Annotated in this window: 14 protein-coding genes; 9 read left to right on the top strand and 5 right to left on the bottom strand. The window is 69.0% G+C overall.

The window, feature by feature from the left end:
* Positions 1 to 119 precede the first annotated feature (119 nt).
* From ACH34S_RS10970 to ACH34S_RS10950, 5 genes are all read left to right on the top strand, one after another.
* Positions 120 to 743 carry a TetR family transcriptional regulator gene (locus ACH34S_RS10970; RefSeq protein ID WP_395952391.1) on the top strand — a complete coding sequence of 208 codons (624 nt, stop codon included), beginning with the start codon at positions 120 to 122 and terminating at the stop codon, positions 741 to 743.
* A 48-nt stretch (positions 744 to 791) separates the two neighbouring features.
* Positions 792 to 1,400, top strand: a complete 609-nt coding sequence (locus ACH34S_RS10965) for a hypothetical protein (protein ID WP_395952390.1) — start codon at positions 792 to 794, stop codon at positions 1,398 to 1,400.
* Positions 1,401 to 2,208: 808 nt separating this feature from the next.
* The gene (locus ACH34S_RS10960) at positions 2,209 to 3,315 is read left to right on the top strand and encodes a ferritin-like domain-containing protein (protein WP_395952389.1); all 1,107 of its coding nucleotides are present in this window, start codon (positions 2,209 to 2,211) and stop codon (positions 3,313 to 3,315) included.
* Positions 3,316 to 3,574: 259 nt separating this feature from the next.
* Positions 3,575 to 4,510 (top strand): hypothetical protein, encoded by a 936-nt coding sequence (locus ACH34S_RS10955; RefSeq protein ID WP_395952388.1) that lies wholly within the window; start codon positions 3,575 to 3,577, stop codon positions 4,508 to 4,510.
* A 717-nt stretch (positions 4,511 to 5,227) separates the two neighbouring features.
* Positions 5,228 to 5,542, top strand: a complete 315-nt coding sequence (locus ACH34S_RS10950; protein ID WP_395952387.1) for a septal ring lytic transglycosylase RlpA family protein — start codon at positions 5,228 to 5,230, stop codon at positions 5,540 to 5,542.
* 62 nt (positions 5,543 to 5,604) lie between these two features.
* Here the strand turns inward: ACH34S_RS10950 and ACH34S_RS10945 are convergent, their stop codons facing one another.
* Entirely contained in the window at positions 5,605 to 6,825 is a 1,221-nt protein-coding gene (locus tag ACH34S_RS10945; protein WP_395952386.1) for a hypothetical protein, read from the bottom strand.
* Between the two features lie 369 nt (positions 6,826 to 7,194).
* Here ACH34S_RS10945 and ACH34S_RS10940 point away from each other — a divergent pair, with 369 nt between their 5' ends.
* The gene (locus ACH34S_RS10940) at positions 7,195 to 7,557 is read left to right on the top strand and encodes a YkvA family protein (protein ID WP_395952385.1); all 363 of its coding nucleotides are present in this window, start codon (positions 7,195 to 7,197) and stop codon (positions 7,555 to 7,557) included.
* Between the two features lie 23 nt (positions 7,558 to 7,580).
* On the opposite strand, the gene ACH34S_RS10935 is transcribed toward ACH34S_RS10940, so the two are convergent.
* A complete protein-coding gene (locus tag ACH34S_RS10935) occupies positions 7,581 to 8,330 on the bottom strand; it encodes an IclR family transcriptional regulator (RefSeq protein ID WP_395952384.1) in 750 nt (249 codons plus the stop codon).
* A gap of 410 nt (positions 8,331 to 8,740) precedes the next feature.
* Entirely contained in the window at positions 8,741 to 9,157 is a 417-nt protein-coding gene (locus ACH34S_RS10930) for a hypothetical protein (protein ID WP_395952383.1), read from the bottom strand.
* Positions 9,158 to 9,686: 529 nt separating this feature from the next.
* On the opposite strand from ACH34S_RS10930, the gene ACH34S_RS10925 reads away from it, so the two are divergent.
* From ACH34S_RS10925 to ACH34S_RS10915, 3 genes are all read left to right on the top strand, one after another.
* Positions 9,687 to 9,878, top strand: a complete 192-nt coding sequence (locus ACH34S_RS10925; RefSeq protein ID WP_395952382.1) for a hypothetical protein — start codon at positions 9,687 to 9,689, stop codon at positions 9,876 to 9,878.
* A gap of 184 nt (positions 9,879 to 10,062) precedes the next feature.
* Positions 10,063 to 11,871: a fatty acyl-AMP ligase gene (locus tag ACH34S_RS10920; protein WP_395952381.1), complete on the top strand. Its 1,809-nt coding sequence runs from the start codon at positions 10,063 to 10,065 to the stop codon at positions 11,869 to 11,871.
* A 13-nt stretch (positions 11,872 to 11,884) separates the two neighbouring features.
* On the top strand, positions 11,885 to 14,194 hold the full coding sequence (locus tag ACH34S_RS10915; protein ID WP_395952380.1) for an MMPL family transporter: 2,310 nt from the start codon (positions 11,885 to 11,887) through the stop codon (positions 14,192 to 14,194).
* 13 nt (positions 14,195 to 14,207) lie between these two features.
* On the opposite strand, the gene ACH34S_RS10910 is transcribed toward ACH34S_RS10915, so the two are convergent.
* Both ACH34S_RS10910 and ACH34S_RS10905 read right to left on the bottom strand, forming a co-directional pair.
* Positions 14,208 to 15,470: a glycosyltransferase gene (locus tag ACH34S_RS10910; protein WP_395952379.1), complete on the bottom strand. Its 1,263-nt coding sequence runs from the start codon at positions 15,468 to 15,470 to the stop codon at positions 14,208 to 14,210.
* Positions 15,467 to 16,981, bottom strand: a complete 1,515-nt coding sequence (locus ACH34S_RS10905) for an MFS transporter (protein WP_395952378.1) — start codon at positions 16,979 to 16,981, stop codon at positions 15,467 to 15,469. The genes ACH34S_RS10910 and ACH34S_RS10905 overlap by 4 nt, the downstream gene beginning before the upstream one ends.
* Positions 16,982 to 17,124: the final 143 nt, after the last annotated feature.

Raw genomic sequence — 17,124 nt, 5'->3', positions numbered from 1 at the left:
GAATTCCTTTCGGATATTAGGAGCTCGGATGGTGCGCACGGAAGACTCTCATGACCTTGGGGTGGTGAACGGCACGCCGCGCATGCCGGAGCCCACCGTGTTCGGGTGACAATGGTGGCGTGACCGAGATCCGGACTCCCCTCCGCCGCCGTCCCGCCCAGCGCCGCTCCGCCGAACGCGTCCAGCGGATGCTCGACGCCTGCGCGGACCTCCTCGACGAGCACGGCTACGACGGCCTCACCACGACGCGGATCGCGCAACGCGCCGACGTGGCCATCGGCTCGGTGTACCAGTTCTTCCCCGACAAACGTGCCGTCGCGCAGGCCCTCGCCCTCCGCAACCTGGAGGTGTTCGGGGAGCGGGTCTCGGCGCGGCTGGCCGAGGGCGGCTTCGGCGACTGGTCCGACACGGTCGGCGCGATCATCGAGATCTTCGTGGAGATGCACCGGACCGTGCCAGGCTTCCGCGTGCTGCGGTTCGGTGACGTCGCGGACGTCCACCTGCTCGACTCCGACGCCGACAACAACGCGGTGGTCGCCGGCCGGCTCCGCCAGATGATCGTGGAGTCGTTCGGCGTCCGGGACACCCCGCGCCTCGCCACTGCGCTCGCCATCGCGGTGGAGGCCGGCGACGCCGTCCTGAAGATGGCCTTCCGCCGCGACCCGGGCGGCGATCCGCTGATCGTCGCCGAGGCGGAGCGGCTGATCCACGGCTATCTGGCGTCGCATATCGAGGAGTCCTGACTCAGAACGCCCCATCTGTGGCAGACTCCGCAAAACGCTACAGAACGGGTGAGTTCGCTGGACGAGGAACGGCTCCAGGCGCAGAGCACGCTGCTGATCCGGCAGCGTATGCGCCTGATGGTGAACCAGTACGAGGTGCACGCCCAGGCACCGGACGGCAGCGAGGGTGAACTGCTCGCATTCGCGCAGCAGAAGCGCCTGGCCTTCAAGGAGCAGGTGACCCTCTACGCGGACGACGCGAAGACCCGTCCGATCCTGGGCTTCAAGGCGCGCAAGCGCATCGACCTCGCGTCCGCCTACGACATCACGGACGCGAGCGGCCAGCCGATCGGCGTCTTCCGCAAGGACTTCAAGAAGTCCCTGCTCGCCTCGACCTGGCACCTGGAGCAGCCCGGCCTCGGCACCACGACGGGCAGCGAGCGCAACAAGACCGTCGCGGTCCTGCGCCGCGTCTGGCAGTTCATCCCGTACGTGGACGCCCTCCCGTTCGCCTGGCCGTACCACTTCGACTTCTACGCCGGTGACCAGCTCGTCTTCTCCGTCGTCAAGAAGTTCGGCTTCCGCGACCGCTACGTCGTAGAGATCAAGGACCCGCGCCTAGACCGCCGCCTGGTAATAGCCCAAGCCGTAGGCCTGGACGCCCTCCAATCCCGCTAACCCCACCCTGCGGACCCACACCGCTCCCAGCCATCGCGGTGCTCGCCGACGCCTAGAACTCCCCGGACTACGTCACCCCCGAGGACACCTCAGCCCGCGCCGGCGTCCAGGCGCGTCCAACCACCCCTCGGCCCATCGCGGAGCGGCCACTTCCACCCCTGAGACCGTCCAGCCCTCTGCACTCGCCGGCGCTTGAGACTCGGGGGTTCCGCCGGCGTCCGGGGCGCCTCAGAAGGCGTCGGCGTCTTGGCATGTCTGGCTTGCGTCGGCAGTCTGCCGCCCCTGGGCCTGCCGCCGAGCGGCCACTTCGGATCCTGCAGCTGTCTAGCCGTATGGGTCCGCCAACACCTGGGTGCCTCAGGACTGCACCAGTGCTCAAGCGTTTCGGTCGTGTCGGCGGCGTCCAGTCCTGGTCCGCTGCCGGGCGGCCACTTGGGTTGCGGCTGTTTAGCCTCTTGGGCTTGCTGGTGCTTGAGACTCGGGGGTTGTGTCGGCGCCTGGGCCGCCTCAGGTCGCGCTGGCGTGCTGGTCTTCGGGGTTGTGTTGGGTCCGGTCTCTGGTCTGTCGCTGGGCTCCCGGGGCGTTTCTGTGTGTGGCCGCCTTGGATCGGTGGTGTGTTGGTCTTCTGGTTGCGGCAGTTCTGGGTGTTGGCGTTCAGGTGGGGCTTGGGCTCGTGGCGTGCGGCGGGGCGGGTTTCTGCAGGGGGGTGGTCGGCGTGCGGGTTTACATGTTACGAAGGTATGTAAAGCCGTGGGCGGAGCACACCAGCGTCGCGCTCGGGCGGCGCACCCCCCGAGGAGGATTCCCCGTGAGTTCCTACGACCTCTACGCCACGCCTGTCCCCACGGACACGTGGAATGTCCCCATGGCGGGCGATGCCCGGTTCACCTGGGAGTACGACGACGGCCGCGACCGGCTGCTGAACCTGTACCAGAAGGGCAAGGACAAGCAGTGGGACGCGCAGAAGCGCATCGACTGGGACATCGAGGTCGATCCGATCAACGTCGCGGGCCTGCCGGAGAACTTCAACCCGCTCTTCGGGTCCGAAATCTGGGAGAAGATGTCGCAGAAGGAGCGTGACGAGTTCGGGCGGCATCAGGGCTCCTGGCTGTTCAGCCAGTTCCTGCATGGCGAGCAGGGCGCGTTGAACGTTTCGGCGCGGATCGTCCAGTCCGTGCCCGATCTGGACTCCAAGTTCTACGCCGCGACTCAGACGATGGACGAGGCGCGCCATGTCGAGCTGTACACGAAGTTCGTGCACGAGAAGATCGGCATGTACTACCCCATCAACCAGGACCTCGCGACGCTGCTCGCCGAGTCGCTGGAGGACAGCCGCTGGGATCTGCCGTACCTCGGCATGCAGGTCCTGATCGAGGGCCTCGCTCTCGCCGCGTTCGGCCTCTACCGCGACATGTCGACGAACCCGCTGGTCAAGCAGCTCCTCGCGTATGTGATGCAGGACGAGGCGCGGCACGTGGCGTTCGGACGGCTCGCGCTCAAGGACTACTACGCCGAGCTCACCGACAAGGAGCGGGCGGAGCGCGAGGAGTTCGTCGTCGAGGGCTGCTACCTGATGCGCGACCGGTTCAAGGGGCGCGAGATCTTCGAGCAGCTCGACATGCCGGTCGAGAAATGCATGGAGTTCGTCGACAACTCCGACATGTACACGCTCTATCAGTCGCTGCTTTTCAGCCGGATCGTCCCGTGCGTCCGGGATGTTGGGCTGTGGGGCGACAAGGTGCAGGCCGCCTATGCGGACATGGGCGTCCTCGACAATGCCAAGGCCGACCTCGAAGCGCTGATGAAGCAGGACGAGGAGATCGCCGAAAAGGTCGACGAGGAGCGGTACGCGGCCGAGCTCGCCGGGCGCAAGGAGGAGGTCGACCAGGCCATCTCCCTCGGCACGGCCGAATAGCCGATCGTCTGGTCAGGCGGGGGCGTCCCTAGGGGCGCCCCCGCTTCGCATTTAGTGGAACTTGTCGTCATTTGGTGCGCGTGGGGATGTCGGCGGACGGGTTCAGTAGATCTATATGGCGTTTACCAATTGCTTCTCCAAATGGCGGTGCGCGTCCCGGGCGTGTACTAACGTCCCCGCTCGACGGTGCGCCGGATTTGCAGACCGCGCGGGCGCGCACCCACACGTGCAGGGACAATCCGAAATCCCCGGGGGAAACATGAATCGATCCGCCAGAAGCCTGCTGACCGTCTCGGTCGTCGCGGCGGTCGCCGTCACGGCCGCGCCCGCGAACGCCGCGCCCGGCCCCGTCACCGGCGTGCTCCCCGAGCCGGTCACGCAGGCGGCCGGCCCGACCACCGAGTCGGCGACGGGAGCGGTTGACGGTCTGCTCGACGTCGCTCCCACATCGCCCGGCCTTCGCTCCGCGCGCGCGCCGCAGTGCAAGCTGAACCCCGGCAAGACGGTCAACTCCCACGCGGGGACGAGCCTGCCGAACACCCCGCTGTCCCTCGGCAAGGTCCCGGTGGGCGGGCTGCCCAAGGGCGACTGCCTTTCCGCTAACCGCCACGCTGGGACGGGCGAGCTGCCGCCCCCGGCCGACGCCGTGGTCAGGGTGCCGAAGACGCTCGCCAAGGACACCGAGAAGGTCGGCACGGCGATCCGCAACAGCAAGCTCGGCGAACTGCCCGGCGTGCGCACCGCCCTCCCGGGTGGGCGCCGCGCGGCGGTGCCGGGTGGGCAGCGGGCCGCGATGCCGCTCAGCATGGCGGTGCCAGGGGTTCCGTCCGCGCTTGGGGCCGAGCGGGTTCCCGGGCTGGCGGACGTTCCGTCGGCGCTCGGCCTCGTGCAGCCGGTCGTGCGGCCCGTCGTGCAGCCGGTCGGCTCGACGCTCTTCCCGCGGGCCGCGCGGCATGCGAAGCCGGCCCCGTCCGACGATCTGGTCGGCCAGGCGAACGGCGCGGTCAACCAGCTCGGCGGCGAGATCGACAAGTCCGGGAGCGCCGTCGGCAGCGTGGTGGAGGTGCTGAAGGCGCGTGGCGTGGCGGCCTCGAAGCGGTCGGCGGACGGCCCGCTGTCGCTGCCCGACACGTCCGGGCTCGGGCTCTCGGACACCTCCGGACTCGGGCTCCCGAAGGTGCCCGGGGTCGGCTGACGATCATCGAGACGCGGCGTTCCGTTAGCAGGCAAGTGATTGTTATTTGTCCGAGATCACAGGTTCTATGGGTAGTAAAGCTGATCTACGAACCCGGCTACCCAGCGGAGTTGATCAGCTTCGAAGGGCAAAATATAGGGTGACAAACCCCACAAACCAGGGCTCTGCGGCTTGCTTAATGCGCGATAAGCCGTACGGTCAAGGACTTGTGCGGCGTCTTAGAGATCAAAAGTGAAGATGCCTTTCCCTCGCCGCACCTGCCGGACGCCGGAGCCGCGATGATGCGGCAGCGCTGAAGATCGGCGCGGACGCGGGCGAGCGAGCCCGCCGGCGGCGGGGGATTCGGGGACGAGCGACGTCGCCTGAACACGCCGTGAGCACACCACCGGGCGTCCGGGGTCCTGTCCCCTAACAAAGGACTCCTCTGTGGGTAGCCCTTTCAGGCGTGTTCTACGAGCGCGTCTACGCACTACCGTCCTGATCGTCTCCGGTGCCGGTGCCGCCGTCCTCGCAGTGGGCGCGGTCGCCCTCGCCGACGGCGACGAACCAGCGAAATCGGCATCCGCTGCAGAGACCACTTCACCGCTGCAAGACCGTCCACGGGCTGAGCCCACGCGTGCCAGCCGTGGCCAGACCCGCTCACCTGAGCCCTCGCCAAAGAAGACGAAGGCAGATAAGAACCGGTCTGACAGCAGCGCAGGCCAGGTGGCCAAACCCGTGAAGAAGAAGCGGTACAAGGTCATCAAGTCGGGCTCGTGCGAAGCCTCCTACTACTGGGAGGGGCAGATGACCGCGAGCGGCGAGGCCTTCGACCCGAGCGAGTTGACGGCCGCGCACAAGACGCTGGCGATGGGCAGCAAGGTCCGCGTGACGAACAAGAACAACGACCGTTCGGTCATCGTCCGCATCAACGACCGCGGCCCGTATGCGGGCGGCCGGTGCCTGGACCTGTCCAGGGCCGCGATGAAGAAGGTCGGCGGCACCGGAGCGGGCGTGATCCCCGTCCGGTACGAGGTCCTGTCCAGGGGCTGATCCTGAAGCAGTCGCACCCGCCCGGCGGGCGCCGAACCGTGCCTGCCGGGCGGCTTACCAGCTCAGCGCGTGTGGCCTAGGCCGCACCCTGCTGGGGCGGACTGCGTCTCTGCGTCGTCAGCGCTGTTCGACCATGCGCCGTTGCCGCTTGCCGATGGCCGGGGAGCCTCTGCGTCCGCCGGCGTAGCGTCTGGCCCCTGGGCATTGACCGGTTGGGTGCCGTCGGGGGAGGCGTCCCCTGGGTGGACGGTCGCCGGCTGCTTCTCGGCAGGGCGGACCCTGATCGGCTGGGTGTTGACCTTTGCGGCGTCCAAGGGCTCGTTGCCGGACGGCTGAGGCGCGGCCGGGTGAGTGTTCGCGGTGGGTGCCGGCCCGTCGACCCGTTCGGCTTCGGCCGGCGAGTTGTTGGCCAGATGGGGCGCCGGGGTGGCGAGGCGGTCGCGGAACCAGTCGGTGAGGACGCCGTCCACGCGCACGGCCTCGGTGATCGGCGGGCGCGCCTCGGTGCCGGGTTCGGCGGCCAGCGCGTGGCCCATGCGGAACGTCGCGGACTCGACCGGTCCGGCGCCGTGGCGGCGCAGCAGGTCGCGCAGGGACGTGATCTCCCGGGCCGGGACGACGCGGTCCTTGGCGCCGCCGATGAGCAGCGTCGCGACGTCCCGTCCGGCGAGCTCGCCGGCGAGGGAGCCGAGGTCGAGGCGGTCGGCGAGCGCGGTGGCGCCGTCCGTCCAGGACCGGTCGCGGCCCGAGCGCTTCTCCACCGCCCGCGCGACCCGCGACGGGGCGACGACGGGGGCGACGAGAGCGACGGCGCTCACCGGCACTGTGCCGCGCGCAGCGGCCAGCATGGCGGCGGCGCCGCCCGCGCTGAAGCCCACCAGCCCGACGGAGCCCTCCGTGCCGTCTGGGGCTTCTGAGCCGTCCTGGAGGCCGAGATCGCGGCGGATGTCCGCCAGGGCGTCCGGGAGGCGCTCGACGGCGCTCTCGACCGCCGCGCAGTACGTCTCGATCGTCTCGGTCTCCAGGATCGCGCCCGAACCGAGCCCGCCGGGCGAGCGGCCGGGCAGGTCGAGGTAGACGCGCCACACCGGCACGCCGGTCATCGGGATCGCCGTGGCGAGCGCGCTCGCCGTCCGGGGCGGATCGAACCCGGGCCAGGCCACGATCAGCCGCGTCGGCCCCGAGGCGGTCGCGTCGACGGCGGTCGGGGGCAGCGCGACGTACGCGTCGCCTGCCGCGGTGCCATGGACGGGGTGGTTGTTCGTATGGTGGTCGCCGCTCATGTCGATACGTCATCTCCTGCGATGCTCGACGGGCGGTACCGGTCGTGCTCGTGCTCGGGGGAGCGCTCCCCCGGGAAGCGGCCCCCCCGCGCGCCCCATGCTGGCAGCGGACGGCGGGCAACACACCGTGAATCGCCGCACGTCGCCCGTGAGAGTGATGAAGACCTCACCTCAGGTAACCCAAATCGAATGTTCGAGTGCATGTCCGGCCCCGGCGTTTCGCGATCGTTCCGGTGCCGTTGCGGGTGCGGTGCCTGTGTCATGGTCCTCAAGGCCGTTCCAAGGGAACAAAACCGGCACAGGCCGCGTCGTAGTAGGTCGTGGGCGCCGCGGGGGCGCGCCCTCTGAACGTCCCTCTGAGGAGTGCTCGTGGACAAGAAGCGCAGCGCGGCCGCCGCAGGTCAGGCTTGGCAGATCTACGCCGAGACGCTGAAGCCCGACGCACCGGGCCTCTGGGAGCGCGTCCGCTCCGTTCCTCGGATGCTGAAGTCGGTCGTGCGGGGGCAGTACAAGGGCATGTCCTTCGGGACGCTCGGGCTGCTCGCGCTGGGCGTCGTCTACATCATCTCCCCGATCGACGCCATCCCCGACGTGATCCCTGTTGTGGGCATCGTGGACGACACCGGGCTCGCCCTCTGGATGCTCGCCGTCCTCGTCAGGTCCGCGGGCGACTTCGTCATGTGGGAGCGCGGCGGGCGCCCGACCGTCATTGTGGGCGAACCCGTCGACTGACATCCGTAGGGCGAGCCCAAGGGTCAGGACGCTGGCGGGCCGAGTTCCTTGGCGAAGCGCTCGGCGGCGTCCTGCATGATGGGCACGACGTTCGGGACGGCATCGCTTGTCATCCGTCCAGAAGGCCCGGACACCGAAAGCGCCGTCAAGGCCGGAGCGCCTTGCAGAGGCACGGCCACGCAACGCACACCGAGTTCCTGTTCCTCGTCGTCCAGCGCGTAGCCCTGCTCCCTGATGCGCTTGAGTTCGGCGAGGAGGGTGTCCACGTCGGTGAGCGTGTTCGGGGTGTGCGCGTCCATGCCCGTCCGGGCGAGAATCCCGCGAACCCTCTCGTCGGACAGTTGCGACAGAAGCGCCTTCCCCACGCCCGTGCAATGCGGCTGGACGCGCCGTCCCACTTCGGTGAACATCCGCATGGAGTGCTTGGACGGCACCTGCGCCACGTAGACAGCCTCATCGCCTTCCAGCACCGCCATGTTGGCCGTCTCACCCACCGCGTCGACGAGACGGGACAGGACGGGCTGCGCCCAGGTGCCCAGAAGGCGACCGGCGCCCTCGCCTAGGCGGACGAGCCGCGGGCCCAGGGCGTAGCGCTTGGACGGCTCCTGGCGGACGTAGCCCTTGTTCACGAGCGTCCGCATCAGGCGGTAGATCGTCGGCATCGGTAGCCCGGAGACCTCTGTCAGCTCGGACAGCGCCATCTCGCCCCCCGCGTCCGCCAGATGTTCGAGCAGATCGAACGCCCGCTCCAGCGAACGGACCGCTTCCGCCACCCGCGTCTCCTCTCGGTCGCGACCCACCCGAGTCTACGGAGAGCGGTGATTTCGCTGCCAAAGATTGCCGGGGTAGTGGACCGCGTACGTTACTTGTGGCTCTGACCTGGCAATAATGGTCGTTGCCCGGCGCCCGCGTCGCCGCCCCCTGGCAGCCGTACGGATAGAACCGGGGAGAGGGATCGGGTGCGAACGGGGCGCCGAACGACACGCTGGGGTGCGATCGCGGCAAGCGGCGCACTGACCGTACCGGCACTGACGCTGGCCGTCCCGAGCGCTGCGGCCGCGCCGAGCGCTCCAGCGGTGCCGAACGCTGCGGCAGCGCTGGACGGACGTCCGTCGCCCGTCCGGTTGAACATGGACATCTCGGCTCGCGGCAGCAAGGGTGCCGGGCCGGGCTATGCGTTGACCTACACCGTCCAGATGACGGCCCAGGGCGGCACTGCACGGGATGTGGTCTTGCAGCTCACGGCCGACCGTCCGCTGGCGTGGACGAAGCATTCGGCCACGTGCGCTCGGCAGGCGGGCTCCGGTGACCAGCGGCTGCGATGCGACGTCGGGGACGTCGGCAAGGCCGTGGTGAAACGAACGGCGACCGTCCGGGTACCGCGTTCCGTGGTTTCGGGGGAGTTCGGCAAGTCCTTGAGCGTTCGCGCAGTGGCGGACGCCGCGAACACGCCCAAACGATCCATCCGCGCGGTCATCGGCTTCTCCAGCGGCGCCAGCTCGACCACGCGCCCGGACGACGACGAACCGTCGTGCCAGGGCTCGACGGCCAAACCCGGCGGCGACGACGCCGTTGCCAGTGGAAAACCGTCCTGCCACACCGGGAAGCCACGCGGAACCGTCAAGCCACGCCAACCCAAGACCGGTGGGCCTAAGCCCAGCGGTCCCAAGCCCAGTGGGGATCGGCCTAGTGCGGCTAAGCCCGGTGGGGTTGGCCAGCCGTCTCCGACTGGTGGTTCGTCCGGTAAGCCGACTCCTGGTGGGACCGGCGGTGTTGAGCCGCCGCCGCCCGGCGCAACCGGTCCGGCCGGTCCGCCCGCTGTGGACAGCCCGCCTTGGGGTGGCGATGAGCCGCCGTGCGAGCGTGACAAGGCCGGTGAGTGCGCGGCCGGTCCGATGCCCGGGCCGGGGACGGTCGGGCCGTCAGGGCCGTTTGGGCCGTCTGGAGGGGACGCCGGGACGGGAGCCGGAGCGCCCGGGTGGGCCGAAGGCCAGGCGGCCCCCGGGGCGCCCGCGCCGGGAGCGGCCGCGCCGGGCCAGCCGGTGGCGCCCGGACAGGGCCCGGTCGTCCTGCCGCCGCTGACCGCGCCGGGGGGACCGCCGACGCGCGCCGCGTCCGGGGAGAGCCAGATGACCCTGATGGCCCCCGCCAGCCTGGACGAGGGGGAAGGGACGGACTGGGCCGTCGTCGTCGGCATCGCGCTCGTGGCCGAGATGGGCCTGCTGTGGGGTGCCGCGTGCGTCATGCTCTGGCGGCGGCGGATCGCGCTCCAGCGCGCCGCCGATTCGAGGGGCGCGGAGGACCTCTTGTCACAGGGGTGACAACCCTGCCTGGACGAATGTGAGCGCGGGCTAGTATCGCGCGCTGGCTACCGTCCGGTAGCTTCACGCCCATCGCCGGTTTCCTGGGCGTCGGGCAGGGTCGCCGGGCCGACGCGCTTCACGTCCGCCGACAGCGCCCCTGCTCGCTGAGGGCCGCCTGGCCCGTCCCTCGGGAGAATGATCGATGGCTTTGGGGTCGCTGCTTCCCGAACTCCTGCCGGGCGGTTCCGGCCGCATCCCGCTGATCGAGCGGGTCGCACGGTGGGCGCAAGAGAAGCCGGACGCCCCGGCCTACACCTTCGTCGACTACGCGGCCCATCCGGCTGGGGCGCATGTCATGGCGACCTGGGCCGAGACGGATCGGCGGGCGCGGGCGATGGCCGTCGCGTTGCGCGCGGTGGCCGGGCCGGGTGAACGGGCCGCGCTGCTCATGCCGCAGACGCTCGAATACATGATGGCGATGCTCGGCGCCATGCACGCGCACGTCATCGCGGTGCCGCTGTTCTCGCCCGACTTGCCGGGGCACGCCGAACGGCTCATCGGCGCCTACACCGATGCGGAGCCGGCGGTCATCGTCACGACGCGGAGCGCGCTCCCGCATGTGGAGAAGTTCCTGGCCGACCACGACGTCCCGCAGCCGAATGAACTCGTCTTCGCCGACAAGGTGGATCTCTCCTTGGCCAGGCAGTGGCAGGACGAGGCGGTTGCTTTCGACGACCTCGCCTATCTGCAGTACACGTCCGGCTCTACGCGCCGCCCCGCCGGAGTGGAGATCACCCACGGGAACGTGACGGCGAACGCGGCTCAGCTGTGGGCGGGATGGGCGCCGGAGAAGCCCGACCCAGAGCTGGTGAGCTGGCTGCCGCTGTTCCATGACATGGGGCTGATCTCCACCATGGCGTTGCCGCTGGTGCACGGCGACCACGCCATCTACACCGACCCCGTCTCGTTCATCATGAACCCGATGCGGTGGCTCCGGCTCATCGCCGAGCGTCCGGGCAAGAACGTCTACACGGCCGGGCCCAATTTCGCGTACGAGTACGTCGCGTCCCAGGTCACGAGCCATGCGGCGGCGGAGCGGATCGCTGAACTCGACCTGTCCGGGTTGACGACGTGCCTGAACGGTGCGGAACCGATCCGTCCGTCCACGCTGGCGATGTTCGCGGACGCGTTCGCGCCGGCCGGTCTGCGGCCGGGAGCGCAGGCACCGGGATACGGGCTGGCCGAGGCGACCGTGTTCGTCACGGCGGCGGCGGAGAACGTCCCGCCGAAGGTCGTCTCGGCGGACAGGGACGCGCTCACGCATGGTGACCTGCGGCTCTGCGACGAGGGTTCCGAGCGGGCCAGCTCGCTGGTGTCGTGCGGGCGTCCCAGCGGGCAGATCGTGGCGATCGTCGACCCCGAGACCTGTGCGGAACTGCCGGACGGCCGGGTCGGCGAGATCTGGGTGCATGGGCCGAACGTCGCGGCCGGCTACTGGCGGAATCCTGAACGCAGCCAGGCGACGTTCTGCGGAGAGCTGTCCGGGGGTGGCGTTCTGCCTGTCGGGCCTTGGTTGAAGACCGGCGACTATGGGGTCGTCCATGAGGGCGAGCTGTACGTGACAGGCCGCATCAAGGACCTCATCATCGTGGACGGCCGCAACCACTATCCGCAGGACATCGAGGTGACTACGCAGGAGGCGCACCCAGCCGTCCGGCCCGATCACGTCGCCGCGTTCGCCTTGCCTGGGGAGGAGACAGAACGGCTGGTCGTTGTCGCTGAACGCAACCGTCGCGTTCCTCTTGGGCGGCTGGACGTGGACGAGGTCGAGACGGCGGTACGGGGTGCCATCAACGTCCAGCATGAGATGAGCGTCCACGAGTTCGTGTTGGTGGAGCCGGGTGGCGTGTCGCGCACGTCCAGCGGCAAGATCGCACGTGCTGCCACGCGGCGGCGTTACCTGGACGGCGACCTGGCGACGACCGCCGCTCGCCTGGTGTCTCGCGGGTAGCCGCAGGAGGAACATGCTTTCGGGGCTGGGGCGTCTCATCCACCGACGCCGGTGGACCAGCCTTGTCCTGATCCTGGTGATGACGGCGCTGGCCGGGGTGTGGGGCCTCGGCGTGCTCTCCAAGTTCAAGGAGGGCGGCTTCGAGGACCCGGACGCGTCCTCGACCCTCGTCGCCGAACTCGGCTCCACCTACTTCGGCAGTACCAACCCCGACGTCCTGGTCCTCTACAGCAGCGACACCATGACGGTGGACGACCCGCGCTACAAGGCCAGCGTGAGGTCCACCGTCGCACGGCTGCCCAAGGGCAACGTCGAAGAAGTCATCACGTACTGGTCGTTCGACAGTAAGGCCGCGCATTCGTTCGCGTCCCGCGACAGGCGTTCGACGTTCGTCTCGGTGAAGCTGCGAGGCAAGGATGTCGGAGCCAAGGTCGAGAACTATCACGCCGTCAAGGAGCGTCTGGCCGCGCCAGGGCTCGACGTCCAGGTCGGCGGCAACATTCCTCTCGGGGAGGAGTTCGGGCAGCAGGTCGTCGATGACATCGTCCGGGCGGAGGCCATCACGGCCCTGCCGCTGCTCATCCTTCTCGTCGTCCTGTTCGGTGCCTTGACGGCGTCGTTGCTGCCGCTGGTCGTGGGCTTCTTCTCGATGATCGGCGGGCTCGCCGTCCTGCACGTGGTGACCTATGCCGTGGACGTGACGTCCTTCGCTCTGGAAGTCGTCACGATGATGGGCGTCGGCCTCGCTATCGACTACTCGCTGTTCATCATCAGCCGTTTCCGTGAGGAAACCGCCCGTGGCCTAGCCGCACCGGACGCCCTGGCCGCGACCATGGCGACCGCCGGGCGCACCATCGTGGTCAGCGGCGTTACCGTGTCGGCTGCTCTCGCAGGACTTCTGCTCTTCCCGCAGATGTTCCTCCGGACGATCGGGCTCGCGGGCATCGCCACCGTCATGGTCGCCGTGTTCGGAGCCACCGTCCTGCTCCCGACGCTCCTGGCCCTCCTAGGCCCGCGCGTCGAATTCGGCCAGATGCCCTGGCGGCGGCGATCCAGAGCGAAGAGGACCGACACCGGGTTCTGGTACCGGCTCGGCCACAGCGTGATGAAGCATCCGCTGCCGTACTTCGCCGTCGTCCTCGTCATCCTGGGAGTGATGTTCGGGCCGTTCCTGCACGTCCAGTTCGGGAGCGTGGACGCCCGCGTGCTGCCCAAGGACAGCTCCTCGCGCGCTGTCGTGGAGGCACTCAGGGCGGACTTCCCCAACGGGTCTGCTGAGCCGATCGACGTCGTCGTCTCCGGAGACCTCATTCCGCGCAACTGGACGCCCACCGGTAAGGGCGACCCCATCCCGCCCTACCTCGAAGCCTTCAGGAAACGCCTTGGAACGCTCCCCGGTGTGACCGAAGCCCAGTTCACCGGCTATTCAGGGACGTACGGCGGCGTGCGCATCTCCGTCACGCACAAATACGAGCCGATGGACCAGCACGCCCAGGACATCGTCACCGAAATCCGCAGGATGAGCCTGTCGAAGGACGGCTATCCGATGCACATCGATGTCGGCGGCATCACGGCCGCGCAGATGGACCTGATGTCCAGCCTGTTGCGCACCCTGCCGAAGATGATGCTCGTCGTAGGGCTCGCCACGTTCGTCCTCCTCTTCATGTTCTTCGGCTCGCTCGTCCTGCCGCTGAAGGCCATCGTCATGAACGTGCTGTCGATCGGCGCGTCGTTCGGCGCGATCGTGTGGGGCTTCCAGGACGGGCACCTCACGGGCGTCCTCGACTTCACGCCTACCGGTGGCGTCGAGGCCACCAGCATGATTCTCATCCTGGCCGTCGTTTTCGGTCTGTCCATGGACTACGAGGTCTTCCTCCTCAGCCGCATCCGCGAGGAATGGGACCGCACGCACGACAACCGCGCGGCGGTCGCGTCCGGCATGCAGCACACCGGCGGCGTCATCACCAGCGCCGCGCTGCTCTTCCTCGTCGTCATCGCCGGGTTCAGCACGGCCGGCATCACCGTCGTGAAACTCATCGGCGTCGGCATGTTCGTCGCCGTCGTCGTGGACGCCGTGCTCGTCCGCTCTCTCCTCGTCCCGGCCACCATGCGTTTCCTGGGCGCCGCCAACTGGTGGCTGCCGGGCATTCTCAGCGGGCTGCACGCACGTATGGACCTTCGCGAGCACACCGCCGCCGCGACCGCTCTCGACCCCGCCTCCACCTCCGCTCCTGTGGCCGTCCCGCCTCCGCTTCCGGACGAGCAGCCTTTTCCCTACACCCTCAACTGGGAACGTCCCCCTCCGGGCCCTGACGCCCATTGAGTCGCGTGTTGCGTCAGTATCCGGTGGCTTGGATCGTCGAGTCGATTACTCGCAGGGCGCGTTCGGTTCCGTTTTCGAGTCTGATGCGTTGGCCCAACTCGGCTGCCCGGGCGGTGATTTTCTCGTTCACGAGCGTGCGCCGTAGCCTGGATGCGAGGAGTGGCGCGGTCAATGTCCGGAAGGGTAGCGGGTCGGGGCCTGCGCCCAGGGACGCGATGCGTTCTCCCCAGTACGGCTGGTCTCCGAAGAATGGACAGATGATGCTTGGGACTCCCGCCCGGAGGCCTGCGGCTGTCGTTCCCGCGCCGCCGTGGTGTACTACTGCGGCCATTCTCGGGAACAGCCACGAATGGGGGACGTCCCGGACGGCGAATACGCGCTCGTCGGACGTTTCAGGGTCGCCCTGCACGACGCCCCGCACCCCGGCCAGCCGCAGCGCCGCCCGGACCGTCCGCCCTGTGTGCTCGGCGTCCTCGGGCACCATGCTCCCGAACCCGACGTACACCGGTGGTGGTCCGGCCGCGAGGAAATCGGCCAGATCCTTTGGGGGCTCCCAGCCGTTCTCGTCCAGGAACCAGTAGCCCGTCATGGTGACGTGCGACGGCCAGTCCTTCGGGCGCGGGACTACGACCGGGCTGAAGCAGGCCAGGACGGGGCCGCCGCGCGGAGGGTGGGCGCCGTCGGAAAATCTGCCCCGGAGGGGCAGCCGCTTGAGGTCGAGCGCCTCGGCCCGCCAGGGATTGATGAACGGCCGCGACAATTGCCAGGCGATCTGCTCGACCGCCAGATAACTCATCCGGTTTCCCCATCCGCCGAGGAGCCGCGCCTGTGGAACGAGCGGGTGCGGGAACGCGCTTGTCGGCTGACTCGGCTGGAAATGGATCAACCCCCATGGGACGTTGAGATGTTCGCCGAGATGCATTGGAAGGTAGCAAAAAGTGGGGCCTAGAATGAGGTCGGCGCCCTTGCAGGCGTCCGTGCATTCGGCTAGGAGCCGTTCGGCCATCGGGCCCAGGATTCGCCGGAAGCCGCTCAGGAACTTCACCGGATTCCGGCCCCCGGCCAGCAGTTCCCGCCCGGCGTCCGATTCGAGGATCTCCGTCGGATCGGCCGTCAGCGGCGCGAGCTCCATTCCGGCGGCCGTCGCCATCGTCGCGTATCGCGCGCTCGCCACGAGCCGGACCTCGTCGCCGCGCCGCCGCAGCGCCTTCCCCAGCGCGACACAGGGCTGGAGGTCGCCCCGCGACCCCGCCGCGAAGATCACGATCCTGCTCATGTGAGCCTGCCGGGCGTCGTTGCGGCCATCGGCTGCGGATTCGCCGCCGGTTCGTCGTCGAGGGACCTCTTGCCGTGTTTCGGGCTTGGACGTCCGTGGCCGTGGCCGTGGCGGCGGCGTCGGGGAAGGGTGAGGCCGCTGATCAGGGCGCCGAGCAGGACTAGGGCCGCGCCGAGCACGAGTCCGGCGGCGGTGCCGTCGCGGAAGGTCTCCAGGTCGGCGGCGGTCGCGCCCCGCTCGGGGACGTGGTGGACCAGCAGGCCGATGATCGCGATGCCGAAGGCGCCGGACGCCTCCCGGACGACGTTGATGACCCCGCCGGCGACCCCCGCCCGGTGCTCCGGGACGGCCTTCAGGACGTACATGACCAGCGGCATCCCCAGCGCCGCCCCCACCCCGACGATCATGACGCCCGGCATGAGGTCGGCGTGGCCGTCGCCCTGCCGGAGGGTGGAGAAGAGGAACATCCCGAGGGCCATCAAAGCGAGGCCGCCGCCGACGGTGGGCCGGGGGCCGAGCTTGGCGGCCAGCCAGAACGCGACCGGCGTCAGCACCATGATGGCGATGGCCGGCGGCAGCATCACCAGGCCCGCCTCCGGCGCGGAGAAGCCGAGGAAACGCTGCAGGAACGTGGCCGAATAGAAGATCATCCCGTTGAAGCCGATGCCGTAGAGCATCTGGGAGAGCAGGCCGCCGGTGAAGACGCGGTTGCGGAAGAGCCGTAGGTCGATCATCGGGTCGGGGGCCCAGCGCTCCACGACGACGAAGCAGGCGAGGGCCACGGCGGCAAGCGCGAAGACGGCGAGGACGGACGGGTCCGTCCACCCGTACCGGCCGCCGGACTCCAGCCCGTAGACGAACGCGAACAGCATCGTCGCGGAGATCAGCACGCCGGGCAGGTCGACGCGAGCGGCGCGAGCGCTGCGGGGGGTGGCGCCCGCGCCGGTGAGGACGGCGAGGGCGAGCTGGATGACCAGCGCGCCTGGCGCGAGGTTCATGAGGAAGATCCAGCCCCAGCTCCACCGCTGGACGATGAGACCGCCGATGGCGGGGCCGAGCGCGATGGCGCCGGACGCGGCGCCGACCCAGACGATCGTGCCGAGGGAGCGCTGCCGGTCGGTGCGTCCGACGGTGACCATGACCTGCGTCGCGGGCAGGGCGAGCGCGGCGCCCGCGCCCTGCACGACGCGCGCGAGGATCAGCGTCGCGGAGTCGGGGGCGAGCCCGCAGATGGCGGACGCGGCCGTGAACACCGCCATCCCGGACACGAAGGTGATGCGGCAGCCGTACACGTCGGTGAGCCGGCCTCCCGCGATCATGAGGCAGGAGAACGTCAGGATGTAGCCGGACGCGACCCAGTCCTTGGCGGAGTCGGACATGCCGAGGTCGCTCATGATGGTGGGCAGGGCGTTCGCGACCACCGTGTTGTCCATGGTGATCATGAATGCGCTGACGGCCACCACCGCGAGCGTCCACCGGTACCGGCCCTGGGTCACTGTCCCATATTTCAACGAGCAATTGTTACTATTGGTTGATATCTGGTTACTCGTTACTCGTCGCTCGGCTGTGTTCCTGAACTGCCCTGAACTGCTCTGAACCGTCCCATCAGGCCACAATGGCCGCGCTGAGTCTTGTCATCGCCGTGACAAGGAGT

It is taken from the genome of Actinomadura sp. 3N508, assembly GCF_044326375.1.
Classification (GTDB): domain Bacteria; phylum Actinomycetota; class Actinomycetes; order Streptosporangiales; family Streptosporangiaceae; genus Spirillospora.
This window is presented reverse-complemented; position numbering and strand designations above follow the sequence as displayed.